The sequence below is a fragment of the Microbacterium deminutum genome, from assembly GCF_039530205.1.
In the GTDB taxonomy this organism is placed as follows: Bacteria; Actinomycetota; Actinomycetes; order Actinomycetales; family Microbacteriaceae; genus Microbacterium; species Microbacterium deminutum.
In genome coordinates, this window is the sequence record NZ_BAAAOG010000010.1 from 27,309 (window position 1) to 53,127 (window position 25,819).

Here is a 25,819-nt window from a genome sequence, read left to right on the forward strand (position 1 = left end):
GTCAGGCGCGCGATGCCGCTTCGCCTGTGCCGCGATGCCGGCGGGGGAGCGGGACGAGCATCGAGGTCGTCCGCTGATAGTCGGCGTACGCGGGATACTTCGACGACGTGATCGATTCGGTGAAGATGGTCGACCCGATGAACAGCAGGGTCAGCAGCCCGGCGCCGAGGATCGTCCAGTTGACGGCGCCGCCCCAGACCCCGAGACCGGATGCCGCGGCCGCGGCCGCGCCGATCGCATAGAACGCCCACCACTGCGCCTGCTCGAAGAAGAAGTTGGGATGCCGGCTGAACGCGAACAGCCCCGTGGTGACGAAGCCGGGCTCGAGCGAGCCGCCCGCGGCCTTCTTCGCCTCGTGGAAGTTCCACTGCTGCTGATCGGCGATGAACTCGCCCACGAGGAACGCGGCGAAGAGCACTGTGAACACCAGGTCCCAGGGGCCGAACGGTGCGCGGTTCTGCCACGCGATGTATGCGGGCGTGGTGATCAGCACCAGCAAGGCGTTCTGGTACAGCACGATGAAAAGGAGGTTGAAGACCTGGAACTGCCACGGCGTCATGCGGCCCCGCAGCACCGCCCAGCGGTAGTCCTCCATGCCGGTGTACCCGCCCTTGCGGGCGAAGTTGAAGGTCAGGCGGGCCCCCCAGGCGGTGACGAGCACCGCCATGACGACCACGCGCGCGGCATCCCGGCCGTCGACGATCGCCGAGACCGCGAAGATCCAGACGTAGACGACCGGCACGATCGACCAGATGCGGTCGACCCACGAGGTGTCCTTCGTGATGAGCGAGGCGATCCAGCAGAACCCGCAGGTCACGGCGGCCACGATGAGGACGAGGAGGAGCGGATCCATGTCACCGAGCGTAATCGGTTGCATGTGGTCAGACCACGCGCTACTGTGGTCAGACCATACTCGAGGAGGACTGTGACCGACACCGCGCGCGCGTGGCGAGTCGTCCTCGAGAAGATCGAGACCGATCTCCTCGACGGCCGCCTGGTTCCCGGCGACCGGCTGCCTCCCGAGCGCGAGCTGGCCGCGACCCTCGGGGTCGGGCGGTCGAGCGTCCGCGAGGCGCTGCGGGTGCTCGAGGTGATGGGACTGATCCGCACCGGCACCGGCTCGGGTCCGACATCCGGCGCCATCATCATCGCGACGCCCGACGGCGGCATGTCGACCCTGCTGCGACTGCAGGTCGCCGCTCAGGGCTTTCCGCTCGACGACGTCGTGCAGACGAGACTGGTCCTCGAGTCGGCGGTCGTCGACCGGCTCGCCGGCGATCGCGTGCACTCCACCGCCGATGCGCACCTCGTGCTCGATGCGATGGATGCCGCAGACCTGACCACGGCAGAGTTCCTCGCCCTGGATGCCCAGCTGCACCTCGCCCTCGCCGAGGCATCCGGCAATTCCGTCATCGCGGCGATGATGGGGGGACTTCGGACCGCGATCGAGTCGTACGTCCAGTCTGGTGCAGCCCGGCTGCCGGACTGGGAGGCGACCGCCGCACGCCTGCGCCGCGAGCACCGCGACATCCTCGACGCCGTCGACGCCGGTGACGCGGCTCGTGCCCGCGGCCTGGTCGAGGCCCACATCACGGACTACTACGCCGAAGCGGGCCTCGCCCGCACCACGCCCTGAAAGGACCACCATGGTTGCGCGTCAGATACCACGGCCCGCTGAGCTGCTCGAGCTCATGCAATTCAAGAAGCCCGAGCTCGACGGACGCAAGCGCCGCCTCGACGCCGCGCTGACGATCTACGATCTGCGCGCGATCGCGAAGCGCCGCACACCGAAGGCGGCCTTCGATTACACGGACGGTGCCGCAGAGGGCGAGCTCTCGCTCGCGCGGGCGCGGCAGGCATTCGAGGACATCGAGTTCCACCCGGGCATCCTGCGTCCGGCCCCAGAGGTCGACACGTCGGTGCAGATCCTCGGCGGGCCGAGCGCGCTGCCGTTCGGCATCGCACCCACCGGCTTCACGCGGCTCATGCAGACCGAGGGTGAGACGGCCGGAGCGTCCGCGGCCGGCGCCGCCCGCATCCCGTTCACGCTCTCCACCCTCGGCACGACCTCGATCGAGGATGTCAAGGCGGCCAACCCGCACGGGCGCAACTGGTTCCAGCTCTACGTCATGCGCGACCGTGAGATCTCGTACGGGCTGGTGCGGCGCGCGGCGGCGGCCGGCTTCGACACGTTGCAGTTCACGGTCGACACGCCCATCGCGGGGGCCCGGCTGCGGGACAAGCGCAACGGGTTCTCCATCCCGCCGCAGCTGACTCTCGGCACGATCATCAACGCGATTCCGCGCCCGTGGTGGTGGTACGACTTCCTGACCACCCCCAAGCTCGAGTTCGCATCGCTTTCCTCAACCGGCGGGGGCACTGTCGGCGAGCTGCTGAATGCGGCGATGGATCCGACGATCAGCTTCGACGACCTCGCCGTCATCCGCGACCTCTGGCCCGGCAAGATCGTCGTGAAGGGCGTGCAGAACGTCGAGGACTCGGCGCGCCTCATCGACGCCGGGGTGGACGGCATCATCCTCTCCAACCACGGCGGGCGCCAGCTCGACCGGGCTCCGATCCCGTTCCACCTGCTGCCCAAGGTCGTGCGCGAGGTGGGCAAGGACGCGACAGTGATGATCGACACGGGCATCATGAACGGCGCCGACATCGTGGCATCCATCGCCCTGGGCGCGAAGTTCACGCTCATCGGCCGCGCGTATCTCTACGGGCTGATGGCCGGCGGACGGCAGGGCGTCGACCGCACGATCACGATCCTGCGCACCGAGATCGAGCGCACGATGCGGCTGCTCGGAGTGTCGAGCCTCGCCGAGCTCGAGCCGAAGCACGTGACGCAGCTCGCGCGGCTCGTGCCGATCGCGCAGCCCGCAGCGGTGGCTCGGGCCCCTCGCGCCCGGCCCGTCGCCAAGGCCTGACGCGAACCGCGTCTCAGCGCTCGGGCAGCGTCGGGATGAGCGTCTCGAGGAACGCGGCGGTGTCCTCCCAGCCGTCGACGGCGTGGCACTTGACGCCCATCGCCAGCACCGGGTAGTCGTTGCCGTCGGGATCGAGCCGGTCGCCGACGAAGAGCATGTCGGAGAGGGGGATGCTGGACTGCTCGGCGAGCTGCCGCATGCCGTACGCCTTGTCGATACCCTGCTGCGTGATGTCCACCGAGGTCGAGCCGCCGGAACGCACCTCGAGGTCGGGAAGGCGAACCGCGACCGCCGCGCGAAGGGCGTTCTTCTTGTCGCCCGTCGGGTCCCACGCCGTCTTCGCCGCGAGCGGAGCCAGCTGGCCGAGCGCCGAGAACGTGATCTGCGAGCCGCGATCCTCCAGGATGTCTCCCCACGTCTGGGACTCCCACAGCCCCAGTCGCTTCGCCTCGGTCTCCACTGCGCCGAGCGCCCGAGACTTCTGGTCGTCCGTCAACGAGTGGGCATAGACGGTCTCGATGCCGGTCGCGGTGAGCCGGTAGTACTGCGTGCCGCACGTCGGCAGCAGGTGGATCCGTGAGCGGACGGCGGGGGCGGCATCCGGAAGCCGATCCACGACCTGCGACGTGAACTGCGCGAGCTGGCCGCCCGAGATGATCGCCACGTCGACCCGCTCGGCGAGGGCGATGAGCAGGTGCGCGATGCGCGGATCGACGGGGCTCTTGGATGGCGCGAGTGTGTCGTCCAGATCGAAAGCCACGAGCCGCGGTGTCGTCATTCGTGATCCCCTCATCGGACGGCGAAAGGCCCCGCCGTGGTGGCGGAGCCTCTCTGCTGTCGGGGTGACAGGATTTGAACCTGCGGCCTCGTCGTCCCGAACGACGCGCGCTACCAAGCTGCGCCACACCCCGTGGCAACCCCCCGAGTCTACCCGATGGCGGACCCTGCTCCGAACGCGTCGGGGTCGCGGGGGACGAGCGTGATGAGCGACGCCTCCGGGCGGCAGGCGAAGCGCACCGGGGCGTAGATCGACTGCCCGAGACCGGCGCTCACGTTCAGCGGCACGGTGCGGGCGCGATGCGACCAGGTGCTGAGTCCCCTCGCCTGGCGGAGAGGCAGGTCGCAGTTCGCGACCAGTGCGCCGAAGCCCGGCACCCGCACCTGCCCGCCATGCGTGTGGCCGGCGAAGATCATGTCCGCGCCGAGGTCGGTGAAGGTGTCGAGCACGCGTCGGTAGGGCGCGTGCGTGACCCCGAGGGTCACGACCGGGTCCTCGTCCTCCTGCAGATCGGCGAGCGGATCGGCGAGGGCGTCCAGCCGATCCCAGCGACGGTGCGCGTCGCTCACACCGAACGCATCGACGCGCGCGCCCGCGACATCCAACGACCCGACCTGGTTGTTGAGATCGAGCCATCCGAGCTCATCCGTCAGGTAGCTGTCGAGCGCTCGGGTGTCCAGCGGTTCGGCGATGGTCTTGATCTTGGAGGGGCCGGTGAAGTACCGAAGCGGATTGCGCGGAGAGGGCGCCGCGTGGTCGTTCGACCCGTGGACGAAGACGCCGGGGATGCCCCGCAGCGGGTCGAACGCCCTTCGCAGCCCGCGCAGCCCATCGGTGTGGCCGAGGTTGTCGCCCGTGTTGACGACCAGATGCGGCTCGAGCGACGACGCGAGCGAGGCGATCCAGCGCTGCTTGCGGTGCTGCCACGGCGCCATGTGAGCATCCGACAGGTGCAGCACGCGGATCGGCGCCGCCCCCGGCGGGAGGAGCGGCAGTTCGTGGACGCGGATCGCGAAGAGGTAGCGCTCGATGCCGATGCCCCAGATCGCGGCCCCCGCACCGACCGCCCCCACCGCGGTGAGCGCGGTGAGGGCGGTGCGAGATGCGGATGTCGGCACTAGCCGTTGTTGCCCTTGCCCTTGCCGCCTGCGCAGACCTTGGAGGCGTAGTCGACCGCGATCCCGGAGTTGCGGTTGACGACCGTGCCGGCGCTCGGCGACGTGCCCGTGGCCACCGGCTTATCCGCCGAGTCGTCCTGCTTGCAGGTACCAGGCTTGACATTGCCGAACCCGGCTCCGCGCAGGGTGCTGATCGCGTCTTGGATCGGCATGCCCGACACCTCGGGGATCGCGATGCCCTGGCCATTGCTCGGGCTGATCGTGACGGGCGTGCCGCCGGCGACCTTGCCCGCGCCGGGGCTCTGCGCCGCGACGATCCCGTCCGCCTCGGAGGAGTCGACAGGGGCGCCCAGGATGACGTCGAAACCGGCGGCGTTCAGCGTGTTCGTCGCATCGGTGACGGACATGCCCACGACGTTGGGGAGATCGGTCAGCACCTGGCGAATGAGGTTGCTGTCGGGGGCGGGGAAGTCGCCCGCGGGATAGGTCCAGTCGACGTATCCCTGGATGGCTTTCGCGAGGCTGTACCGCATCTGCGACAGCACCATCCCATTGGCGTATGTGTGGAACAGGTCGAGGCTGCCCTCGACGTTGCCGACCCAGTTGGCGGTCGCAACTCTCGTGTTCGCCTCGATGAGCCACGTCTGCAGCGCCTGGTGCGTACCGGTCTTGCCGATGAGCGGCGTGCCGTCATAAGGGTTCCCCTGCGAGCCGGTGCCTCCGCTCGCCATGACTCCCTTGAGCGCGTAGGCGGCGGTGGCCGCGACCTTCGGATCGACCACCTGGGTGCACGTGCGTGCCGGAAGTGTGATCTCCTTGCCGTCGGAGTCGGTGACTTTGTCGATCGCCCGCGGCTGGCAGTAGATGCCGTTGTTCGCGATCGTCCCATAGGCGCCAGCCATCGCGATCGGCGAGACGTTGTCCGAGCCGATGACCTGGTTGGGGCCCTGCATCTGGATCGGGTCCCCGTCTCCGCGGGTGACGCCCATCTTGCTCGCGACCTTGCCGATGTCGCACAGGTCGAGCTGCGACGCCATCGCGATGAATCCGGAGTTGAGCGACTGCGCGGTGAACCGCATCGGCGTGCCGAAGAACCCTCCACCGCCGCCGAAGTTGCCGGGCTTCCAGTTGTCGACGTTCACGTACGTGCCGCCGTTGTAGCAGCTGTCGGGGAAGGTCCTGATGACCCGGTTGCGGCCGTTCAGGACCTCGTTGAGGGAGTGACCCTTCTCGAGCCAGTCCACGAGCGTGAACAGCTTGAACGTCGAGCCCGCGTTGAAGCCCTGGGACTGTCCGAACTTCTTGTCGCCCGCGAAGACCACCGCCGAATAGTTGTCGTCGCCGGTGACCGTCTCGCTGAACTTCGTGTTCTGCGCGATGGACAGGACACGCCCAGTCGAGGCCTCGATAGAGACGGACGTCGAACCGAACCGTGCGCCCGGTACCGAAGTCGGGGTGACCTCGTTCATTCGGCTCTGCGCTATCGACTGCAGATTCAGGTCGATCGTCGTGTACACGTTGAGGCCGCCGCGGCGGAGCATCTCGGTGCGCGCCTCAGGAGTTGCGCCGAAGGCCGGGTCACGTTCGATGATGTAGCGCACATACTGGCAGAAGTACTCCACACCGGTCGCTGCTGCACAGCCCGTCTTGGGTGACGTGATCTTCGGGCTGATGGGCGCGAGCACCGCCTGCTCGTACTGGGCCTGGGTGATCTTGCCGTCGTTGAGCAGACGGCTCAGCACGTAGAGCTCACGACCCTTCGTTGCGCTGTAGCCGTCGGCTGCCTTGAGGTACTGATCCTTGTCGATCTTGCCCTGCGCGAGCATTGTGTCGAGAGCGGCCAGCTGTCCCTTGGGGACATCCTTGATCGAGCCGTCGGGCGCCTTGTTGTACGTGTTGCCCTTCGAGTCGCTGATGGATCCACCGGGCTGATCGATGCGGTATGTGTTGGGGTTCTGGACGATGCCGGCGAGCGTAGCCGCCTGCGCGAGATTCAGGTCCTTCGCCGCGACGCCGAAATAGTACCGCGATGCCGCGTCGATGCCGTAGGTCGTGCCGCCGAAATTGGCGATGTTCAGGTACCCGAGGAGGATCTCGTTCTTGGAGTACCTCTGCTCGAGGGCGATGGCGTAGCGCATCTCCTGGAGCTTGCGCTGGACGCCCTCGGTGCCGACCGCCGTCGTCGCGTCGGTCCAGCACTTGTAACGCGCGTCGTCGGTCTTCGCGGTGGCCTCGCATCGCTGCACGAGGATGTTCTTGACGTACTGCTGGCTGATCGAGGATCCGCCCTGGGTCTCGCCGCCACCCTTGAGGTTGGTGAGAATGGCACGCGTCGTGCCGATGAGGTCCACACCGCCGTGCTGGTAGTAGCGGGGGTCTTCGCTCGAGAGGATCGAGTCGTACATGACCGGCGCGATCTGGTCGAACTGGACCGGAGAGCGGTTCTGATCGTAGAACTGCGTCATCACGATGTACTTGCCGGTCGCGGGGTTCTTGGCGTACAGGGTCGTCGGAAGCATCAGCTTGTCGATGTTGAGGACGCTGGGAAGCTGGTCGAACATCGTGATGGCGCTCGAGGCAGCGGCACCGGATAGGGCGACGGCAGGGGTCACGGTGGCGGCGATCAGCACACCCGCGACAGCGCTCAGGCCGACGAGGCCGGCGATACCGCCGAGCACACCGCTAGCCGTTCGTTTCGTATCAGGCATAGGGTTGATCGTAGGGGAGATACCTGGGCGATCCCTTGACGGACCCGCGCCAGAGCGCCGTTCACCCCGCATCCGCCGCGATTTCCGGAGAATCCATGACCACGTGGGAATACCTCACCACGCCGCTGCTCATCCATAACACCTCCGCCATCTTGAACAACTGGGGCAAGCAGGGGTGGGAGCTCGTGCAGGTCGTGCAGGGCCCCGAGGGCGGTCTCGTCGCGTATCTCAAGCGACCCGCCGACTCGAGTTCCAGCGCCTCCGCGAACGCGGGCCTGGATGCCGCGGCCCAGGCCGCCAAGCAGTTCGAGGAGCGCTGATCCGATGACCGTGTCGCAGCGACTCGCCGAACTCGGCATCGACCTCCCGGCTGTCGTGCCCCCGGTGGCCGCCTACGTCCCCGCCAAGGCGCACGGCGATCTCGTGTTCACCGCGGGACAGCTGCCCGTGGTGTCGGGCTCGCTGCCCGAGACAGGCAAGGTCGGCGACGGACACGGTCTCGTGCCGGCATCCGACGCGAAGGATCATGCGCGCCAGTGCGCCCTCAACGCCGTCGCCGCTGCCGCGGCTGCGGTCGGGGGCGTCGACCGGCTCACCGGCGTCGTCAAGGTGACCGGGTTCGTCGCATCCGTTCCCGAGTTCACCGGGCAGCCCGGCGTCATCAATGGAGCGAGCGAGGTGCTGGGCGAGATCTTCGGCGAGAATGGCCGGCATGCCCGCTCGGCGGTCGGGGTGCCGGTCCTTCCGCTCGACGCTCCGGTCGAGGTCGAGGTCGTCTTCTCCTACGTCTGACGCGCCCACTCGAGCGCCGCGACGAGGGGATGCGGCATCCGCTCGAGCGGCGCAGCGTCGACGAGGATCCGGGCGTACCGGAGCTTGCGGCGAGCACCGCTCGCGATCCAGCGCCGAGCCTGTTCGTCGAAGGGGCGACCGCGCCACTCCTGCTGCTGCTGCAGCCTGCGGAACGCGGTGAGGTCGGCGTTGACCGCGAGGCACTCCTCGACGAGTGCCGGCCCGCAGGCGCGGAGAAGCTCGTCCTCGAGGTCGGCGGCGCACGCGAAGAATCCCGCATCCTGCGGCCGGCCGCCGTGCTGCAGCAGACCCGAGTCCTCGAGGGCGCGCCGGACGACGTCGGCCTCGGCGATGTCGTACAGCCCCCCGAGGCGGGCGTCGGGGAACCGGGCGACGATGGTGTGCAGCATCCGGCGAAGTCCCTGCGCGCCGCCCACGGGCAGGGTGGCCGTGCGTTCGACGTCGATGCCGAGTCGGCGGGCGAGCGCATCGACTGCGATCTGGTCGCTGACGCCCTCGACCAGGATGATCGCCCGAGGCTCGTCGAGCGCTTCCAGCGCTTCCAGCGCGGCGCCCGCCGCGAGTGCGGCGGCCGGGCCGTGCGGGTAGCCGTCGGGGACTCTCCGCACTACCTCACCTGGGCGCTGATCACGCTCATCACGGCGGTGTCGGCGAGGGTCGTGGTGTCGCCGACCTCGCGGCCCTCGGCGACATCCCTGAGGAGGCGCCGCATGATCTTGCCCGAGCGGGTCTTGGGCAGCTCCTCGACGATGTAGACGTCGCGGGGCCGTGCGATCGGGCCGATCTGCTCGCCGACCCATGCCCGCAGCGACTGGGCGAGGCCGTCAGGGGAGTGCTCGGCCAGATAGGACTGCTTGACGATGACGAACGCGGCGACCGCCTGACCCGTGGTCTCATCCGACGCGCCGACCACCGCGGCCTCGGCGACGGCCTCGTTGGCGACGAGCGCGGACTCGATCTCGGTCGTCGAGAGGCGGTGCCCCGACACGTTCATGACGTCGTCGACCCGCCCGAGCAGCCAGACCTCGCCGTCCTCGTCAAGCCTCGCGCCATCGCCCGCGAAGTAGAAGCCCTGCTTCTGGAACTTCTGCCAGTACGTCTCGACGAACCGCTCCGGGTCGCCCCAGATGCCGCGCAGCATGCTGGGCCACGGCTCGGTGACCACGAGCAGTCCGCCGTTGCCGTTGCCGACGTGCGTGCCGTCCTCATCCACCACATCGATCGAGATGCCCGGCAGCGGCACCTGGGCTGAGCCGGGCTTCGTCTCGGTCACGCCGGGCAGGGCCGAGATCATGATCGCGCCCGTCTCGGTCTGCCACCACGTGTCGACGATCGGCGCAGTCTTGCCGCCGATGACGTTGCGGTACCACATCCATGCCTCGGGGTTGATGGGCTCGCCCACCGAGCCGAGCACCCGCAGCGATGACAGGTCGAACTTCTTCGGGATCGCGCGGCCGAGCTTCATGAACGAGCGGATCGCCGTGGGCGCCGTATAGAGGATCGTCACGCCGCACTTCTGCACGATCTCCCACCAGCGGCCCGGGTGCGGAGTGTCGGGGGTGCCCTCGTACAGCACCTGGGTCGCCCCGTTCGCGAGCGGGCCGTAGGTCACGTAGCTGTGCCCGGTCACCCAGCCGATGTCGGCGGTGCACCAGTAGACATCGGATTCCGGGTGGATGTCGTGCACGACCCGGTTGGTGAACGCCGCCTGCGTGAGGTACCCGCCTGAGGTGTGGAGGATGCCCTTGGGCTTGCCGGTGGTGCCCGACGTATAGAGGATGAACAGCGGGTTCTCGGCGGGGAACGCCTTCGCCTCGTGTTCTGCGGACGCAGCCGGCACGACGTCGTGCCACCACAGGTCGCGTCCCTCGGTCCATTCCACGTCGTTCCCGCCCCGGCGGACGACCAGCACGTGCTCGACCGTCTCCTGCACGCCGGACCCGTTCCGGTCGGCGAGGGCGAGGTCGACAGCGGGCTTGAGCGGCGAGACCTTGCCTTTGCGGTAGCCGCCGTCGGCGGTGATCACGAGCTTGGCGCCGGCATCGTCGACGCGGGCGCGGAGGCTGTCAGCCGAGAAGCCGCCGAACACGACCGAGTGGATCGCGCCCACACGGACGACGGCCAGCATCGCGGCGATGGCCTCGGGGATCATCGGCATGTAGATCGCGACGCGATCGCCCTCGCCGATGCCCAGGCCCTCGAGGACGTTCGCGAGCCGCTTGACCTCGTCGGTGAGCTCCGCGTACGTGACGCGGCGCTCGTCGCCGGGCTCGCCCTCCCAGAGCAGCGCGACACGGTCTCCGTTGCCGGTGTCGAGGTGGCGGTCGAGGCAGTTGTACGCGACGTTGAGCGCGCCGTCGTCGAACCACCTCGCGAAGGGAGGGTTGGACCAGTCGATCACCTGGGTGAACGGAGTGTGCCAGTGCAGCGCCCGCGCCTGCTCGGCCCAGAACGCCTCGCGATCGGCGGCGGCGGATTCGTAGAGTTCGCGGGTCGCGACGGCGTCTGCCGCGAACTGCGCGGACGGCGCGAAGCGGCGCGTCTCGGTGAGGAGGTGGTCGATCTGGCTGCTCATGGGCGCGCTCCCTTGCGGCGGAATGGGTGGTCTCGATGCACGGCTGCGCCGCACTCGATTCGGCGGCCGGATACCGGCGAGTCTGTCACGCAATGTACCCACGGGGGGGTCCTCGGCACTACCTCCGTTAGTGGGTGGTCGGGGAATTTGGACCCGACTGATATATCGCGCGGCGCGGCTTGGATTTGTTTGGAACGATGCATGAATTCGCATATGCTCTTCAGCGGCCGAACATTCGATTCTGGCATTGCGGCACCCGAATCACCCCCCGAAGTGTGGTGTCGCGCGTGGCGGCATCCCATTCCCCCCATGGGATGCCGCCCTCTTTCTTGAAGCCTCCTCCCCAATGCGGAGATTCGCCGCCGTCATCCACCGCCGACCGCATGCCCGCGATCGGCGGCGTGCACGGCGCCTAGCGTCATGACATGCCTCATCCGTTCGTCGTCCAGCAGCGAACGGCGCCCACGCCGTCTTCGCCTTCGACGCCCGAGCCTGCACGCATGCCGGCAGAACGCGCGCCACAGACCCAGCCTCGACCGGATGCCCCGCCCGCCCGCTACCGTCGTCATCCCGCCCTCGCATCGCTGTCGGCGTACCTCGATGACCCCCACGTCACCGACGTCTTCGTGAACGGCGCATCCGGCCTGTTCGTCGACCGAGGCGGTGGCGCAGTGCCCGTCGCCTCGTGGCGGGCCGCAGAAGAAGAGGTGCGCGCGCTCGCTGTGGCACTCATCGGGATCGGCGGCCGCCACATCGACGACGCGACGCCGTGTGTTGACGTCCGCTATGAGGACGGCGTGCGTGTGCATGCCGTCCTCTCACCGGTCGCCGCGGAGGGCACCGCGATCTCGATCCGCGTCCCGCGTCTGGGGCTCGTCTCGCTGGATGCGCTGCAGGCACGCGGAATGTTCGACGCCGCTGCGCGCGTGCTGCTTGACGACGCCGTCCGCCGGCGCGAGAACCTGCTGGTCACGGGGGCGGCCGGAGCGGGCAAGACCACGCTGCTCGCGGCACTGCTCGCGGCGGCGCCGTTCGGGGAGCGGATCGTCACGATCGAGGATGTCGCCGAGCTTCGCATCGACCACCCGCACCATGTGCGCCTCGAAGCTCGGCAGGCGAATCTCGAGGGCGCCGGCGGCATCGACTTGGCTCGGCTCGTGCGCGAAGCCCTGCGGATGAGGCCGGATCGGCTCGTCGTGGGGGAGTGCCGCGGGGAAGAGGTGCGCGAACTTCTGGCGGCCCTCAACACCGGCCACGACGGCGGAGCGGGCACCCTTCACGCGAACAGCCTCGACGACGTTCCCGCGCGACTGGAGGCACTCGGCGCCCTCGCGGGGCTCGGCGATCAGGCCCTCGCCCGCCAGGTGGTGAGCGCGATCGGGCTGGTCCTCCACGTCGCCCACGATCCCGGCGGCATGCGCCGGCTCGCCGGCGTGGGCCGGCCCGTGCTCGACGGGGCAGGACGACTCGGGATCGAGGAAGTCGCATGGTGAACCGCCTGACTGCGCGCGCCGCTGCCGCAGGGGTCGCGGTGTCTTCCGCGTCTGCGGATGAGACCGTGCTCAGGCTCGCCGTGCTGCTGCAGGCGGGGATCCCGCCGGCCCGCGCATGGAGTCACCTCGCCGACGCGGGGGATGCCGGTGCCGCGCGGGTGACGGACGCTGTGGGCCGCGGCATCCCGCTCTCCGACGCGATCCTCGAGGCCGCGCCGCCGTCCCCGCCGCGATCGAGACGGCGCAGGGCGCAGAGTCGGAGCACCTGGCCTGAGGTGGCCGCGGCGTGGCGGGTGGCGACGACGGTCGGCGCACCCCTGGCAGAGAGCCTCCGCGGGCTGGCGGCGGCGCTGCGCGACGCGGCGGAGGCGGTCGACGACGTGCGCGTCGCACTCGCCGAGCCGGCGGGCACCGCGCGACTGATCGGCTGGCTTCCGCTGGTGGGTCTCGCACTCGGGGCCTGTCTCGGGTTCGACACCATGGGTGTCCTGCTCGGCACGCCTGTGGGACTTCTGTGCCTGCTCGGCGGCGTGGCGCTGAGTGTCGCCGCGCATCGATGGAACGCGGTGCTCGTTCGACGAGCAACGGCGGCCGACGGCATCCCGGGCCTCGACGCCGAACTGCTGGCGATCGCCGTCAGCGGCGGAGTCTCACTGGACCGGGCGACCGCGATCGTCGAACAGGCGACCGAGCGGGGGGTGGATGCCGAGTCCGCGGCCGTCCTGTCGCTCTCGCGCACCGCGGGCGCGCCGGCCGTCGACCTCCTGCGTGCTTCGGCCGCGCTTGCGCGCCAGCGCGCCCGCATCGACGGGCGACTGCGGGCCTCCCGACTGTCGTCGCGGCTGCTGCTTCCGCTCGGAGTCTGCACGCTCCCCGCCTTCCTTCTGCTCGGCGTCGCACCGATGCTCCTGAGCGTCATGGCGACGATGTCGCTCTCGCTCTGACACGACCGTGCCCATCACCGCCCACGACAGGAGCTGACATGTCCTTTCCCCCTCTCACCCGCCGCCGCGCGGCCCGGCTGTTCACCGACGACACGGGTGCCGCCACCGCCGAATACGCCATCGCGACGATGGCCGCCGTCGCCTTCGCGGGCCTGCTGGTCGTCATCATGCGAAGCGATGAGGTGCGCGGCATCCTGACGGATCTCGTTCGCCGCGCTCTCACGGTTGCGTGATGGGCGTAGTCGACGACCGTGGATCGGTCGTCGCGGAGTTCGCCGTCGCGCTGCCCGCCGTGGTGCTCGTGCTCATGCTGGGGGTCGCTGCCCTCGGCACCAGTGCGCGCCAGGTGCGGCTGCAGGACGCCGTGGCCGATGCCGCCCGGCTCGCGGCGCGCGGCGAGGCCGACGCGCGGGTGCGGAGCGCGGTGGGCGAGGCGGTGGCCGGAGCTGTCGCAGGGATCCGGCAGCGGGACGACCTCGTGTGCGTGACGGCGACCGCACCCGCTGTCGGCCTTCCGCTCACGGTGAGCGTCTCGAGCTGCGCTCTGGCCGGCGGCCTCTGATGCCCGGCACACTCTCCGCCGTCGGGCTGATCGGCTGCGCCACCGCGCTTACGTTCGGGCTCGCCACCGTCGGATCCGCCGCCGTCTTCAGCCAGCGTCTGGCAGCGGGTGCGGATGCCGCGGCACTGGCCGCGGCGGACGCGGCGTCCGGTGCGGTGCCGGGTGTACCGTGCGAACTCGCGGCGCGCCTCGCGACCGTCTCGGGCGGCGTGATCGACGGCTGCGAGATCGATGGCGTGACGGCGACGGTGAGCATCTCGGGCCGCTTCGGACTGGTCACAGCCACGGCGTCGGCACGTGCGGGGCCCCCGGGCTGATCTGGTGCTCACAGCTTGAACCCCGGTGTTCGGCGTGTATGGTGTGCGTCGAAGAAAGGAAGCCCCGTTGGCAGAAGGAAAGAAGCTCGTCATCGTCGAGTCCCCGACGAAGATGAAGTCGATTCAGGGCTACCTCGGCGATGGCTACGAGGTGCTCAGCTCGGTCGGGCACATCCGCGATCTGGCGGACAAGAAGGACATCCCTGCCGACAAGAAGCAGGCGTACGGCAAGTACTCGATCGACATCGAGAACGGCTTCGACCCCTACTACGTCGAGAGCGAGCGCGGCCGCAAGACCGTTGCCGAGCTCAAGCGAGCGCTCAAGAGCGCGGACGAACTCCTGCTCGCCACCGATGAGGACCGCGAGGGCGAGGCCATCGCGTGGCACCTGCTCGAGGCGCTCAAACCCAAGGTGCCGGTGCGGCGCATGGTCTTCCACGAGATCACCAAGGACGCGATCCGCGAGGCCGTCGATCACACGCGTGATCTCGACCTCGCCCTGGTCGACGCCCAGGAGACCCGCCGCATCCTCGACCGCCTCTATGGCTGGGACGTCAGCCCTGTCTTGTGGATGAAGGTCCAGCAGGGCACCTCCGCGGGCCGCGTGCAGTCTGCCGCGATCCGCATGATCGTCGAGCGCGAGCGCGACCGCATGGCATTCGTGTCGGCGTCGTACTGGGACATCGAAACCCTCGCGGTGAAGGACGCGGCATCCTTCGCCGCTCGTCTCGCCCGCGTCGACGGCGCACCGCTCGCGCGCGGCACCGATTTCGACGACCGCGGCGAGCTCAAAAAGGCCGTGCTCGTCCTCGACGAGACCGCCGCCCGCACTCTGGCGGCGGCGATCGAGACCGCGGGGCCGGCATCCGTCTCGAATGTGGAGTCGAAGCCCGGCACGCGCAGCCCCCGCGCACCGTTCACCACGTCGACCCTTCAGCAGGAGGCCGGGCGCAAGCTCTCGATGAGCGCCAAGCACGCCATGAACGTCGCCCAGCGTCTCTACGAGAAGGGCTTCATCACTTATATGCGCACCGACTCGACGGCCCTCAGCACGCAGGCCGTCCAGGCCGCGCGCGAGCAGGCCGTTGCGCTGTTCGGCGAGAAGGCCGTGCCGCTCAACCCGCGGGTCTACGCCAACAAGAGCAAGAACGCGCAGGAGGCCCACGAGGCCGTCCGCCCGTCGGGCGAGACGTTCCGCACGCCCTCCGAGGTGTCGGGTGAACTCGACCGTGACGAGCAGCGCCTGTACGACCTCATCTGGAAGCGCACCATGGCGAGCCAGATGTCGGACGCGAAGTACGAGACGACGACTGTCACCATCGCGGTGGATGCCGGTGGCCGCAAGGCCGAGTTCACGGCATCCGGCACCGTCTACACGTTCCGCGGATTCCTCGACGCGTACGAGGAGGGCCACGACGAGAAGCGCGGCGACGCGGACAAGGCGGAGGACCAGGCGCTGCCCGCGCTCGCGGTCGGTGATGTGCTGCGTCTCAAGGACGTCGTGCCCAAGGGCCACGCGACGAGCCCCAAGCCCCGGTTCACCGAGGCGAGCCTGGTCAAGGCTCTCGAAGAGAAGGGCATCGGCCGGCCGTCGACCTTCGCCAGCATCATCGACGTCATCCTCAACCGGGGCTATGTGACCAAGCGCGGTCAGGCGCTCATTCCGAGCTGGCTCGCGTTCAGCGTCGTGCGCCTGCTCGAGGAGCACTTCGCCGATCTGGTCGACTACGACTTCACGGCCGCGCTCGAGGACGATCTCGACGCGATCGCCCGGGGCGAGCAGAAGCGGGTCGACTGGCTGAAGGACTTCTACTTCGGGTCCGAAGGGCAGGTGGGCCTGCGCAACATCGTCGACAACCTCGGCGAGATCGATGCGCGCGCGCTGAACTCCACGCCGATCGGCGACGTGGCGACCCTCCGCTTCGGCAAGTACGGGCCATACCTCGAGATCGCCGACCCATCGAATCCCGACGCGGATCCGCGGCGGGTGAACATACCCGAGGATCTGGCTCCCGATGAGCTCACGCCGGCCAAGGCGCAGGAGCTCATCGACGCGCCTGTCGCCGGTGATCGGGTCCTCGGTGAGAATCCTGCCAACGGCAAGCTGGTCGTCGTCAAGGACGGTCGCTACGGGCCGTACGTGCAGGAGGTCGACCCGCCCACTGCTGAGGAGATCGACGACGAGACCGGCGAAGTGATCGAGGCGCCGGAGCCCGCGCCGAAGAAGCGCGGCGCGAAGAAGGAGGTCGCGCCCAAGCCCCGCACCGCCTCTCTCTTCAAGTCGATGTCGGTCGACACCGTCGACCTCGACACCGCTCTGCGCCTGCTCGAGCTGCCCCGCATCGTCGGCACCGATCCCGAGTCGGGCGATGCGATCACCGCCCAGAATGGGCGCTACGGTCCATACCTGAAGAAGGGCACCGACTCGAGGACGCTCGCCAGTGAGCAGCAGCTCCTGGACATCACCCTCGACGAAGCGCTCGCGGTGTACGCCCAGCCGAAGTACGGCGCCCGTGGCGCGAGCAGCGCCCTGAAGGAGTTCGAAGCGGACCCCACCAGCGGCAAGCCGATCAAGCTCAAGGACGGCCGCTTCGGACCGTATGTGACCGATGGCGAGACCAACGCGACGATCCCGCGCGGCGAGGACGCCATGGAGATCACGTTCGAACGCGCCGTTCAGCTGATCGCAGACAAGCGGGCAAAGGGTCCGGCGCCCAAGCGTGCCACGGCCCCGCGCACGACCACCCGAAAGGCGCCGGCGAAGAAGTGACCCACCGGGGTCTGTTCGTCACCTTCGAGGGTGGCGACGGCGTCGGCAAGACGACGCAGGCGGCGCTGCTCGAGGAGTGGCTGACCACCGAGGGCATGACGGTCGTGCGCACCCGCGAGCCGGGAGGAACCGACGTCGGGCGGCTCATCCGCGACATCGTGCTGCATCATCGCGGCGAGGTGGCGCCCCGCGCCGAGGCGCTGCTGTACGCGGCTGATCGTGCCCACCACGTCGAGACGGTGGTGCGCCCCGCCCTCGCCCGCGGCGACATCGTGATCCAGGACCGCTACCTCGACTCCTCGGTTGCCTATCAGGGAGCCGGCCGCGTCCTCGGCCGCGACGAAGTCCGTGACCTCTCGGTGTGGGCCACCGGAGGGCTGCTGCCCGACCTCACGGTGCTGCTGGATCTGGATCCGGATGACGCACGCCGGCGCCTCGACGCCGACGACAAGCCCTTCGACCGGCTCGAGTCCGAGCAGGACGAATTCCACGTCCGCGTACGCGCCGAGTTCCTCGCCCTGGCCGCAGCTGAGCCTGAGCGATTCCTGGTGCTCGATGCCGCGCGCTCCGCCGACGAGCTCGCAGCCGAGGTGCGCGGGCGGGTCTCACTGGTCATCGGATCCACGTGGACCGGGCACGTCCCAACCGCGGATTAGGCTGAGTTCATGGACTCCAGGGCGCTCGACGGGGACGCCGCTGAGAACGGCGCGGTTGCCGTCGCCACTGCCGCCGACATCCCCTGGGGAGCCGTCTGGGGGCAGGCCGACGCCGTCACGGCGTTGCAGGAGGCGGCATCCGACCCGTCCGCCATGACCCATGCTTGGCTCATCACCGGTCCTCCAGGGTCGGGTCGCTCGACGCTGGCATATGCATTCGCAGCAGCGCTCATCGCCGAGGCGGACGACGAACCGGCCATGCGCCAGGTGCTGGCGGGCACGCATCCCGACCTGACCGCGCTGCGCACCGAGGGCGTCATCATCTCGATCAAGGACGCACGCGCTCTGGTCGAGCGCTCCTACTTCTCGCCGTCGCTCGGCCGATACCGCGTGATCGTGATGGAGGACGCTGATCGCATGTCCGAGCGGACGTCCAACGTCCTGCTGAAGGCGCTCGAGGAACCTCCCGAGCGCACCGTGTGGGTACTGTGCGCGCCGAGCGACGCCGACCTGCTGCCCACGATCCGCTCGCGCGTGCGCACGCTGCGCCTGCGCGAGCCCGAAGTCGCGGATGTCGCGGCCCTCATCTCCGAGCGCACCGGGGTCGATCGCGCCATCGCGGAGCAGTCCGCTCGCCATGCCCAGCGACATATCGGCATGGCGCAGAGATTGGCGACGGATGCCGCGGCCCGCGCGCGCCGCGATCACACGCTGCGTGCCGTACTCGGAGTCCGCGGCGTGGGCGACGCCGTCGAGGTCGCAGGGCGGATCGTCCTCGCGGCGACCGACGATGCGAAGGCCCTCACCGCGGAGCGCGACGAGGCGGAGCGGGCGAGCCTGCTCCACACGCTCGGCCTCGCCGACGGTGCGCCCGTGCCCCCTGCGGTGCGTGCACAGCTCTCGGCCCTCGAAGACGATCAGAAGCGGCGGGCGACCCGCAGCCTCCGCGATGGACTCGATCGCGTGCTCACCGACCTCGAGTCGATGTTCCGCGACGTCCTCATGCTGCAGTTCGGCCGCGGCGATGAGCTCATCAACACCGAGCTCGCAGCGGAATTGGGCGCGCTTGCACGCGGCTGGAGCCCTGAGCGCACGCTGGCTGTCGTCGACCGCATCGCCGAGACGCGGCGCAACCTCGAACAGAACGCCGCCCCCGCCCTCGCCCTCGAGAGCATGCTCGTGACCGTCGCGAGCGGAAGGACCCCGTGAATCACCGCCCCCGCCGCGCCTCCCGCCTCCTTGCTGTCATCGCGGGACTGGCTCTGGCGTCCCAGGCGATGAGCGGGTGTCTGTACTCGCAGATCCCCGAGGCGGCGCCCCGCTCGACCGAGAGCAAGGCGCCGGACACCACGGCTGTCGACTCCGGTCTGCTCCCGTTCTACGAGCAGAAACTCGACTGGTCCGTGTGCCACAAGACGTTCGAGTGCACGACCGTCCGAACGCCGCTCGACTGGTCCGACCCGGCGAGGGGAGACATCCAGCTCGCCGTGATCCGCCATCGTGCCGACAGTGGCCACGCCATCGGGTCGCTTCTGACCAACCCGGGCGGACCCGGCGCGAGCGGCATCCCCTATGTCCGCGATTCGCTCGACTTCTTCGTGGGCGACCTGCGCGCTTCGTACGACGTCATCGGTTTCGACCCGCGGGGCGTGGGCAAGTCCACGGCCGTGAAGTGCTACGACGCGGCGGAGATGGATTCCTACCTGTTCGACATCCCGGCTGCTGCTCGTGGCTCGAAAGCCTGGACCGACGAGGTGACCCACAGCAACCGCGCCTACGTCCACGCGTGCGACGCGAACAGCCACGGAATCCTGCCGTACATATCGACCGAGAACGCCGCGCGCGACATGGATCTGCTTCGCGCAGTCCTCGGCGACCGGAAGCTCAACTACCTCGGCTACTCGTGGGGGAGTCTCCTCGGAGCGACCTACGCGAAGCTCTTCCCCGAGCGCGTCGGCAGACTCGTCCTCGACGGCGGCATCGATCCATCGGTGTCGCTGCTGGACTCGGCCGTAGGGCAGGGCATCGGCTTCGAATCGGCGCTGCGGGCGTATATGAGCGATTGCCTCGCCGGCAACGACTGCCCGTTCCGCGGCTCGGTCGATGAGGCGCTGGCCGATCTGGGCACGCTCTTGTCGAGCGTCGAACGCGACCCGCTGCCCAGTTCGGATGGCCGCATGCTCGGCGCTTCGAGCCTTACGCAGGCCATCGTTGAGGCTCTGTACGTGAAGGCCAGCTGGCCGACTCTCACCGTCGCCCTCGGCAATGCGCTCGCAGGAAACCCGGATGTCGCATTCCTCCTCGCGGACTCCTACTACCGGCGCCAAGACGGCAGATACGTCGACAGCCTGCTCGAGCCGTTCTGGGCGTACACGTGCATGGACTATCCGCACGACGCGACGGCCGACCAGAAGGCCCAGGCCCAGGCCGTCCTGGACGAGAAGGCGCCGACGATCGCCCCCTACTGGTTCGCTCCCGATCCGTGTGCGGTGTGGCCCTACCCAGCGACCGGCGTCCCAGGGCCGATACATGCCCAGGGCGCCGCGCCGATCGTCGTGATCGGCACGACCAACGACCCGGCGACTCCCTACAAGGAAGCGGTCGCTCTCGCAGACCAGCTGTCGTCCGGTGTGCTGATCACACGTGTCGGCGAGGGCCACACCGGGTACAACAAGGGCAACAAGTGCGTCGACCGCGCTGTCGTGAACTACTTCGTGGACGGGACCGTCCCCGAAGACGGCCTCCGCTGCGGATAGGGCCTCCGGTCCTCAGCCGGTTCGCGAGCGCTCTCGCGACACTGTAAGATCGTTGATCGTGCAACTCGCCGAGCGAGGCACGCCACCTTAGCTCAGTCGGCAGAGCGATTCACTCGTAATGAATAGGTCAAGGGTTCGATTCCCTTAGGTGGCTCCACACTCACCTGATCATCTGGCATTTCCTGCCCCCGGAAGGGGTTGGGCCATTGGCCGACGGGTCATTTATTCGCCATATTGGCGGTCTCGGCGGCGATCGTGCGTGTCTGGGGCGGGTGTGGATGGAGTCATTTGGGCTCGCCGCGAAGCACCTGGCGCACCTCCTTGCCATGAGGGATTACGCCGCAGACGGACTCGACCGGATGCTCACGACAGCGAGCTCGCGGAATACCTCGGCGTCAAGCCGCAGGTGATCTACGATCTGCGCAGAGGCGGTGAGGGGCCGAGAGGATTTCACGTCGGCAAGGAGCTTCGCTACTGCGTCCCGGAGATCAAGGCGTGGCTCGAATCGCGCTCCGATCCGCTTCGCGAACGTGCGGCTGATGCCCGGTAGACCGACGGGAATGGGTGTTGTCGGCATCGCTCAACGGTGAAGGCTCCTGCCCTCCTGGAGCTACTCCGCGTCTCTGAAGTACTCGCCGCGGAAACTGAGCATCGGGTCCTTCCGGAACGCCACATACTCGACGCCTACTCCGACGAGGCCAAAGCCTGCAACCATCGCGCCAATTGCGCCCCCGGGCCACGCACCCTGCCAGCCGGACGTGACAGCAATCGCGACACATCCCACGAACGCAAAGCCAAGGAAACCTGCCAACGTTCCGTAGAAGCGCCGCTTTCCCTGCACCCACTCGGTCCAGTGGGGATCCTGGGGTATCCACCACTCCCAGTTCACGGGATAAGCAGTTGGCGCTCCTGGCGGCCTCCGATAATCGGCCATAGGCAACCCGATGTGCTCCATTACCCAATCGTGACTAGGATCTGGCCAGCCGGGCGGAGCATTGAAGCGCATCGGCAGCGCTCGTCGCCAGGAGGCTTCCTGCTCGTCCCCGTTCGATCGACGCCTCTCGGTCGAGCCGCCGGGAGAATCGTTGCTCGTCTTGCTCGCGAGCCACGCGTCGTAGCAGCGAGCGCACAGGGTCTCGTCCGCCGCGATGGACGCGGCATCCTCGTCGCTGATGTCGATCCCCAACTTCAGGCGGGACAGCGGCCTGGTCAAAGCCTGGCGAAACTGTTCCTCACTGGTACCCGCACCGAACTCCGGGGAACCCGCCGAACCAGTGACGTCCCCGCTCGCATCGGGCATGCCCTCACCTCCCCTTAGGGCCGCCTGGTTCAGAGATTACTCGCCGGACACTCCCCAGGCCACGCATCGCTGCTCACTACAAAAGACATACATGCCGGATGCGGCCTGCGACCACTGCTGCCGATCAGGTGGTCGGTGCCTTCGCGCCCTGTGCGAACCAGCACTTGGTGAACGCTCCTTCCAGGGGGCTACGAATCGCACCCATCCCACCCTCGCCCGTGAGTAGAGCGTGGTCGGTGCCGTTGCCGGCTGCGCCCGGCGAGAATTATCGGGCCCAATCCGGCAGAGGGCGACGGAGTGACCATCTTGGGCACGCACTCCATGCACGGCGGCGCATTCAGAGGAGTCCACTCATCCGACCTTCCCTGCAGCGATGACCCTGTTCAGTAGGCTCGCCCAGCTCAATGTGGTCACACGAGTATTACCAAACTCTTCACGCGGCGCTCCTATGAGTCACCAGGAATCAAACGTTCGCGGCCCAGTGGACATTTCCGCCCGTGGCCACACAATGGAAGCGAGGGCGGCAGAACGCGCCAGCCCGTCGACAGAGGTCAAAGGAGGCGCGATGGATCCCAGTGAAACTCAACCCATCGCGGACATCCGCGTGCGCGACCCATTCCTCCTCACCGTGAGCAGCGAACGTGCGTACTACCTGTTCGGCAGCGGACACGTCGAGTTCATGGACTCCCTGGCCTCGGGATTCGACTGCTACCGCAGCACCGACCTGGAGTCCTGGCAGGGACCATTTCCCGCGTTCCGTTCGCCAGCGGGATTCTGGGCTGATCGCAACTTCTGGGCACCGGAAGTGCACGCACACGCGGGCCGGTACTTCATGTTCGCGACATTCGACGCGAACGGAGTCGCCCGCGGGACGCAGGTTTTGGTTGCGGACCGTCCCGCGGGGCCGTATCTGCCGTGGAGCGACGGCCCACTCACACCGGTCGAGTGGGATTGCTCCGGCGGCACGTTGCACCTGGACGACGCCGGTGACCCGTGGATCGTGTTCTGCCACGACCGGACCCAGTTCGGCGACAGCGAGATCGTGGCCCAACGCCTCAGTGCAGACCTCACACATCCCGTCGGACAGCGCATCCTGCTGTTCCAGGCTTCGGATGCGACCTGGGCGACGCGCGACGGTGCCGGCCCGTTCCTGCACCGCCTCCGGTCGGGACAACTCGTCATGCTGTGGTCCAGTCCCACCATCAATGGATCCGCCATGGGCATAAGTCGGTCCGAAACGGGCCGCATCACCGGCCGGTGGATCCATGATTCGGTGCCGCTTCTGACCCGCCACGGCGGTCACGGCATGATCGCCAAAACACTCGACGGCGGACTCCTTCTGACCTGGCATCAGCCCGACATTCCACCGTACGAGCGTGCCGTCATGCGCCCTGTCGTCGAAACGCGCAAGAGCCTCCAGGTGCACGGTCGCACACGGATTAGCGCTTCTTCCAGCAGCGACGACCCTGACCTGCTCCGTGGACGGTTGGCGCAGATCCAGATCGAACGGGCGCGGGTGCTCGGCGGGTCGTTCGTCGACCCCAATCACGAAGACGCGAGCGAGGGCCGTTCGGACGCGCTACATGACCTGGCCACAGAGGAAGCCCGCATACACAAGGCTCTCGACCTCCCGCCAGGCCCGTGGGACCCCGGGAAATGGCCGGAATGGGGAAGCTGGCTACTGCTGACAGTCCTCGTCGCCGGGATCCTGCTGCTGGTGTTGGCGGCGGGCTAAGCTCCCGGACCAACATCGCCGGGCCTCGTAGGCGGGTCCCTATCCCAGCCATGCCCGGATATGGGCACCGGTGGGCGGACGGAGTGGACGGGTGAATGGATGCAGCAGACGCGGAAGACCGCACGCCACACATCTTTAGGGACGCCTAGGTCTGGCCCCGCGACCCCAAAGGGGCACGATAGGAATCAATCGCCTGAGCCGCCGCCGAAGCGGAGTCAGGTAACGTCGCCCCCCATGCGGCGCGCTCGCCTACAGCCGCCCTGGTCTCCGGGATCAGAGTCGGATTCATTCAGGATCGGCATCCATTCGTCCCGGTGTTGCTCGCGGAATCGCGCCACCGGGTCCCTACGGAACTGACTGCGTCGTGTGGCGATCACCATCACGCCGCAGGCGAGAGCCAGCGCCGCGAAAGTGGCGACCACCGTCGCTCCCGTCAGGGGGAGTAGGAGGACTATCACGACTGGTGAGGCGACAAGCGCGGCGACGAGCCACGGCAGGCCCCGGAAGGAGCGCTTCTCCCTCTCGATCCAGGCAGTCCACGCGGGTTCCTGCCGGACCCACCACGGCCAGTCAACGGGCGGATCCGGCGGGGCATCCACAGGTTTCCACGCGTCGGACATTCCCCGTCCCATGTGCTGCAGAATCCATGCGCGGCTCGGTATCGGCCAGCCGGGCGGCGGGTTGAACCGCATCGGGAGCTGGCGCTGCCATGCGGCGTTCGCGGCCTGACTCGCGGCTTCCGAGCTGGGGCCCGCCACCTCGGCGGTGTTGTCAGAACTTGGGGTCGCCATGCGCTCACCTTTCCCGCGCTGGCGCAGACGCTACTCGCCTCTCAGTTCGTGCGCCAGGCGACGTGGTGACTCCTCGAGTGTCTCCGCACTCTGGTGGTTCGTTGCCGGTAGGGGAACGCGCAGGGGTGGGTACGTCTCATGGCACGCCTGGGCGCGTGATGGCGTCGGCTTCGTCGGCCCCCGACGCCGACCTGCCGGCGATGCTCGCCACCCACCTCGACATGCGCAACCTCATCACGCGCACAGAAGACGCCGCGCGATAGGAATCACTCCGTCTGCCGTTGCCGGTGGTGGCTATGCTCGCCGACATGGGGATGATCGGTTTCGGCGTTGTGCTGGCAATCGTCCTCGTCATCTTCCTCGTCTCGTTCGTCGTAACCATGATTCGCATCGTGCGGCAACATAAGGCGGCGAACGTGTCAGATGGCGTCATCGCGACGCTGTCGACATGGAAAGTGACGCTCCGGCTCACGAGCACGTCGCTGATTGAGGGGTACGAGAACGGCTTGGTGCACCCTCTCGCGGGACTGAGGGCGAGCATTGACGACTCGGACACTGTAAACCGACGGCTCACGGTCGGGCGAGCAGGAGCTATCGGGATGACGACGTCGGCGTTGCCCGAGCGGGTGGATGATCGCGATCTGTATCTCATCGTCGAGGGACCGACGACATTCCTCGTTTGTGCGGTTGCGCGAAAGAACAATCGCACCGTCGTGGCCAGCGCCCGCGGGTTCGCTGCCCTCATCAACCAATCGGCAATCGCGCTGGCGGCGGCCGATCGACCCACCGCGGCGTCTCAGTCATCGCAAGCGGCCCCAGGTGTTTCCCGCTGGGAGCGGGAGGACGAGGCTGCACCGTCGCGGCCGGCCTCGGAAGATTCCGATCGCGACGACCGTGGCGACACGACGCTGGAACAGTTCCGGCTCGCGCTGACACACGACGTGACCCGACGGAACATGGGTCTGCTCCTCGATGATGAGAAGGCCGCGGAAATCGCGGCCGATTCGGAGCTCTCAGCGAGCTGGTACAAACTTTGGCGGATGGGCAGGCGCGCCGCGGCGCCTTCCAAGGCCTTCGAGGCCGAGACGGGTACGTCGGAGCAGGGCTGGCGGGAGGAGCTGCCGATGCGGTTCAACCCGCCACCTGGGTGGCCTCAGCCAGGCCAGGAGTGGGTGTCGGAGTACATCGGGTTGTCTGTCACCGAGTACCGAAGACCGCCTGGATGCCTGATGCCGCTCCCCGCCGACTGGGAGTGGTGGTTGCCACAAGAACCCCAGTGGTCGGCATGGCTGAACAGCAAGCGGGACTCGCAACGCAGGATGGGGATCACGCTCATTGTGGTCGTCATCCTCTGCGTCGCCATTGCGGTGCTGACCGCAACGGCGGGGCTGTGGGTGCTCCCACTGCTTTGCACAATGGGAGCGATCATCGCGAGCATCGGCCTGGTAGGCACGATGATCGCACGCCGGGACTTTCGACGCGATCCGATGAGCGGCGTCCGCGCCCGGTACGTCCGCGCCGAGGAGAACAGCTGAGACATGACCATTTCCAGCTCCGCCTCCCGTCTCGA

24 protein-coding genes and 2 tRNA genes are annotated in these 25,819 nt (G+C 68.2%); 18 read left to right on the plus strand and 8 right to left on the minus strand.

Features of this window, described 5'->3' with window-relative positions; translation table 11 throughout:
- Position 1 precedes the first annotated feature (1 nt).
- A complete protein-coding gene (locus ABD212_RS17075; protein WP_344096955.1) occupies positions 2–853 on the minus strand; it encodes a DUF1295 domain-containing protein in 852 nt (283 codons plus the stop codon).
- 72 nt (positions 854–925) lie between these two features.
- Here ABD212_RS17075 and ABD212_RS17080 point away from each other — a divergent pair, with 72 nt between their 5' ends.
- Positions 926–1,636: a FadR/GntR family transcriptional regulator gene (locus tag ABD212_RS17080; protein WP_344096957.1), complete on the plus strand. Its 711-nt coding sequence runs from the start codon at positions 926–928 to the stop codon at positions 1,634–1,636.
- A gap of 10 nt (positions 1,637–1,646) precedes the next feature.
- Positions 1,647–2,933, plus strand: coding sequence for an alpha-hydroxy acid oxidase (locus tag ABD212_RS17085; protein WP_344096960.1), 1,287 nt, complete (start codon positions 1,647–1,649; stop codon positions 2,931–2,933).
- 13 nt (positions 2,934–2,946) lie between these two features.
- On the opposite strand, the gene ABD212_RS17090 is transcribed toward ABD212_RS17085, so the two are convergent.
- From ABD212_RS17090 to ABD212_RS17105, 4 genes are all read right to left on the minus strand, one after another.
- On the minus strand, positions 2,947–3,711 hold the full coding sequence (locus tag ABD212_RS17090) for an HAD-IIB family hydrolase (RefSeq protein WP_344096963.1): 765 nt from the start codon (positions 3,709–3,711) through the stop codon (positions 2,947–2,949).
- 59 nt (positions 3,712–3,770) lie between these two features.
- Positions 3,771–3,844, minus strand: a tRNA-Pro gene (locus ABD212_RS17095).
- Between the two features lie 16 nt (positions 3,845–3,860).
- Positions 3,861–4,829, minus strand: a complete 969-nt coding sequence (locus ABD212_RS17100) for a metallophosphoesterase (protein WP_344096965.1) — start codon at positions 4,827–4,829, stop codon at positions 3,861–3,863.
- Positions 4,829–7,537: a transglycosylase domain-containing protein gene (locus ABD212_RS17105; protein WP_344096968.1), complete on the minus strand. Its 2,709-nt coding sequence runs from the start codon at positions 7,535–7,537 to the stop codon at positions 4,829–4,831. Before ABD212_RS17105 ends, ABD212_RS17100 begins: the two co-directional genes overlap by 1 nt.
- Positions 7,538–7,632: 95 nt before the next feature.
- Between ABD212_RS17105 and sp36 the strand changes: the two genes are divergently transcribed.
- Positions 7,633–7,857 carry a Sp36 family protein gene (gene sp36 / locus ABD212_RS17110; RefSeq protein ID WP_344096970.1) on the plus strand — a complete coding sequence of 75 codons (225 nt, stop codon included), beginning with the start codon at positions 7,633–7,635 and terminating at the stop codon, positions 7,855–7,857.
- Positions 7,858–7,861: 4 nt separating this feature from the next.
- The gene (locus ABD212_RS17115; RefSeq protein ID WP_344096972.1) at positions 7,862–8,329 is read left to right on the plus strand and encodes a RidA family protein; all 468 of its coding nucleotides are present in this window, start codon (positions 7,862–7,864) and stop codon (positions 8,327–8,329) included.
- On the opposite strand, the gene ABD212_RS17120 is transcribed toward ABD212_RS17115, so the two are convergent.
- Both ABD212_RS17120 and acs read right to left on the minus strand, forming a co-directional pair.
- Positions 8,320–8,958 (minus strand): TOPRIM nucleotidyl transferase/hydrolase domain-containing protein, encoded by a 639-nt coding sequence (locus ABD212_RS17120; RefSeq protein ID WP_344096974.1) that lies wholly within the window; start codon positions 8,956–8,958, stop codon positions 8,320–8,322. The two genes, ABD212_RS17115 and ABD212_RS17120, sit on opposite strands and share 10 nt — an antisense overlap.
- Entirely contained in the window at positions 8,958–10,925 is a 1,968-nt protein-coding gene (gene acs, locus ABD212_RS17125) for an acetate--CoA ligase (RefSeq protein ID WP_344096976.1), read from the minus strand. The genes ABD212_RS17120 and acs overlap by 1 nt, the downstream gene beginning before the upstream one ends.
- 425 nt (positions 10,926–11,350) lie before the next feature.
- Here acs and ABD212_RS17130 point away from each other — a divergent pair, with 425 nt between their 5' ends.
- From ABD212_RS17130 to ABD212_RS19035, 11 genes are all read left to right on the plus strand, one after another.
- The gene (locus ABD212_RS17130) at positions 11,351–12,418 is read left to right on the plus strand and encodes a TadA family conjugal transfer-associated ATPase (RefSeq protein WP_344096977.1); all 1,068 of its coding nucleotides are present in this window, start codon (positions 11,351–11,353) and stop codon (positions 12,416–12,418) included.
- Positions 12,412–13,362, plus strand: a complete 951-nt coding sequence (locus ABD212_RS17135) for a type II secretion system F family protein (RefSeq protein ID WP_344096978.1) — start codon at positions 12,412–12,414, stop codon at positions 13,360–13,362. Before ABD212_RS17130 ends, ABD212_RS17135 begins: the two co-directional genes overlap by 7 nt.
- 38 nt (positions 13,363–13,400) lie before the next feature.
- Entirely contained in the window at positions 13,401–13,595 is a 195-nt protein-coding gene (locus ABD212_RS17140; RefSeq protein ID WP_344096980.1) for a DUF4244 domain-containing protein, read from the plus strand.
- Entirely contained in the window at positions 13,595–13,924 is a 330-nt protein-coding gene (locus ABD212_RS17145) for a TadE family type IV pilus minor pilin (protein ID WP_344096982.1), read from the plus strand. The genes ABD212_RS17140 and ABD212_RS17145 overlap by 1 nt, the downstream gene beginning before the upstream one ends.
- On the plus strand, positions 13,924–14,241 hold the full coding sequence (locus tag ABD212_RS17150) for an Rv3654c family TadE-like protein (RefSeq protein WP_344096984.1): 318 nt from the start codon (positions 13,924–13,926) through the stop codon (positions 14,239–14,241). Before ABD212_RS17145 ends, ABD212_RS17150 begins: the two co-directional genes overlap by 1 nt.
- A 67-nt stretch (positions 14,242–14,308) precedes the next feature.
- The gene (topA, locus tag ABD212_RS17155) at positions 14,309–17,011 is read left to right on the plus strand and encodes a type I DNA topoisomerase (RefSeq protein WP_344096987.1); all 2,703 of its coding nucleotides are present in this window, start codon (positions 14,309–14,311) and stop codon (positions 17,009–17,011) included.
- Positions 17,008–17,667: a dTMP kinase gene (gene tmk, locus ABD212_RS17160; RefSeq protein WP_344096989.1), complete on the plus strand. Its 660-nt coding sequence runs from the start codon at positions 17,008–17,010 to the stop codon at positions 17,665–17,667. The genes topA and tmk overlap by 4 nt, the downstream gene beginning before the upstream one ends.
- 9 nt (positions 17,668–17,676) lie before the next feature.
- Positions 17,677–18,876: a DNA polymerase III subunit delta' gene (locus tag ABD212_RS17165; RefSeq protein WP_344096992.1), complete on the plus strand. Its 1,200-nt coding sequence runs from the start codon at positions 17,677–17,679 to the stop codon at positions 18,874–18,876.
- 68 nt (positions 18,877–18,944) lie between these two features.
- On the plus strand, positions 18,945–20,423 hold the full coding sequence (locus ABD212_RS17170) for an alpha/beta hydrolase (RefSeq protein WP_425561294.1): 1,479 nt from the start codon (positions 18,945–18,947) through the stop codon (positions 20,421–20,423).
- A gap of 81 nt (positions 20,424–20,504) precedes the next feature.
- Positions 20,505–20,580: transfer RNA gene (locus tag ABD212_RS17175), tRNA-Thr, on the plus strand.
- A 117-nt stretch (positions 20,581–20,697) separates the two neighbouring features.
- Positions 20,698–20,973 (plus strand): helix-turn-helix domain-containing protein, encoded by a 276-nt coding sequence (locus ABD212_RS19035; RefSeq protein WP_425561291.1) that lies wholly within the window; start codon positions 20,698–20,700, stop codon positions 20,971–20,973.
- 60 nt (positions 20,974–21,033) lie between these two features.
- Here ABD212_RS19035 and ABD212_RS17180 read toward each other — a convergent pair whose 3' ends face one another.
- Positions 21,034–21,723, minus strand: a complete 690-nt coding sequence (locus ABD212_RS17180; RefSeq protein ID WP_344096996.1) for a hypothetical protein — start codon at positions 21,721–21,723, stop codon at positions 21,034–21,036.
- Between the two features lie 565 nt (positions 21,724–22,288).
- Between ABD212_RS17180 and ABD212_RS17185 the strand changes: the two genes are divergently transcribed.
- The 3 genes from ABD212_RS17185 (at position 22,289) to ABD212_RS17195 (ending at position 25,784) form a co-directional block, all read left to right on the plus strand.
- Positions 22,289–23,458 carry a glycoside hydrolase family 43 protein gene (locus ABD212_RS17185; RefSeq protein WP_344096998.1) on the plus strand — a complete coding sequence of 390 codons (1,170 nt, stop codon included), beginning with the start codon at positions 22,289–22,291 and terminating at the stop codon, positions 23,456–23,458.
- Between the two features lie 916 nt (positions 23,459–24,374).
- Entirely contained in the window at positions 24,375–24,512 is a 138-nt protein-coding gene (locus tag ABD212_RS17190) for a hypothetical protein (RefSeq protein WP_344097000.1), read from the plus strand.
- A 33-nt stretch (positions 24,513–24,545) separates the two neighbouring features.
- Positions 24,546–25,784 (plus strand): hypothetical protein, encoded by a 1,239-nt coding sequence (locus ABD212_RS17195; protein WP_344097002.1) that lies wholly within the window; start codon positions 24,546–24,548, stop codon positions 25,782–25,784.
- Positions 25,785–25,819 lie beyond the last annotated feature (35 nt).

Bases quoted from the DNA above. Each gene is read 5' to 3' on its own strand.
- ABD212_RS17075 (WP_344096955.1), bottom strand. From the start codon at position 853: ATGGATCCGCTCCTCCTCGTCCTCATCGTGGCCGCCGTGACCTGCGGG.
- ABD212_RS17085 (WP_344096960.1), top strand. From the start codon at position 1,647: ATGGTTGCGCGTCAGATACCACGGCCCGCTGAGCTGCTCGAGCTCATG.
- ABD212_RS17090 (WP_344096963.1), bottom strand. From the start codon at position 3,711: ATGACGACACCGCGGCTCGTGGCTTTCGATCTGGACGACACACTCGCG.
- ABD212_RS17105 (WP_344096968.1), bottom strand. From the start codon at position 7,537: ATGCCTGATACGAAACGAACGGCTAGCGGTGTGCTCGGCGGTATCGCC.
- sp36 (WP_344096970.1), top strand. From the start codon at position 7,633: ATGACCACGTGGGAATACCTCACCACGCCGCTGCTCATCCATAACACC.
- ABD212_RS17115 (WP_344096972.1), top strand. From the start codon at position 7,862: ATGACCGTGTCGCAGCGACTCGCCGAACTCGGCATCGACCTCCCGGCT.
- acs (WP_344096976.1), bottom strand. From the start codon at position 10,925: ATGAGCAGCCAGATCGACCACCTCCTCACCGAGACGCGCCGCTTCGCG.
- ABD212_RS17130 (WP_344096977.1), top strand. From the start codon at position 11,351: ATGCCTCATCCGTTCGTCGTCCAGCAGCGAACGGCGCCCACGCCGTCT.
- ABD212_RS17135 (WP_344096978.1), top strand. From the start codon at position 12,412: ATGGTGAACCGCCTGACTGCGCGCGCCGCTGCCGCAGGGGTCGCGGTG.
- ABD212_RS17140 (WP_344096980.1), top strand. From the start codon at position 13,401: ATGTCCTTTCCCCCTCTCACCCGCCGCCGCGCGGCCCGGCTGTTCACC.
- ABD212_RS17145 (WP_344096982.1), top strand. From the start codon at position 13,595: ATGGGCGTAGTCGACGACCGTGGATCGGTCGTCGCGGAGTTCGCCGTC.
- ABD212_RS17150 (WP_344096984.1), top strand. From the start codon at position 13,924: ATGCCCGGCACACTCTCCGCCGTCGGGCTGATCGGCTGCGCCACCGCG.
- ABD212_RS17165 (WP_344096992.1), top strand. From the start codon at position 17,677: ATGGACTCCAGGGCGCTCGACGGGGACGCCGCTGAGAACGGCGCGGTT.
- ABD212_RS17170 (WP_425561294.1), top strand. From the start codon at position 18,945: ATGAGCGGGTGTCTGTACTCGCAGATCCCCGAGGCGGCGCCCCGCTCG.
- ABD212_RS17180 (WP_344096996.1), bottom strand. From the start codon at position 21,723: ATGCCCGATGCGAGCGGGGACGTCACTGGTTCGGCGGGTTCCCCGGAG.
- ABD212_RS17185 (WP_344096998.1), top strand. From the start codon at position 22,289: ATGGATCCCAGTGAAACTCAACCCATCGCGGACATCCGCGTGCGCGAC.
- ABD212_RS17195 (WP_344097002.1), top strand. From the start codon at position 24,546: ATGCTCGCCGACATGGGGATGATCGGTTTCGGCGTTGTGCTGGCAATC.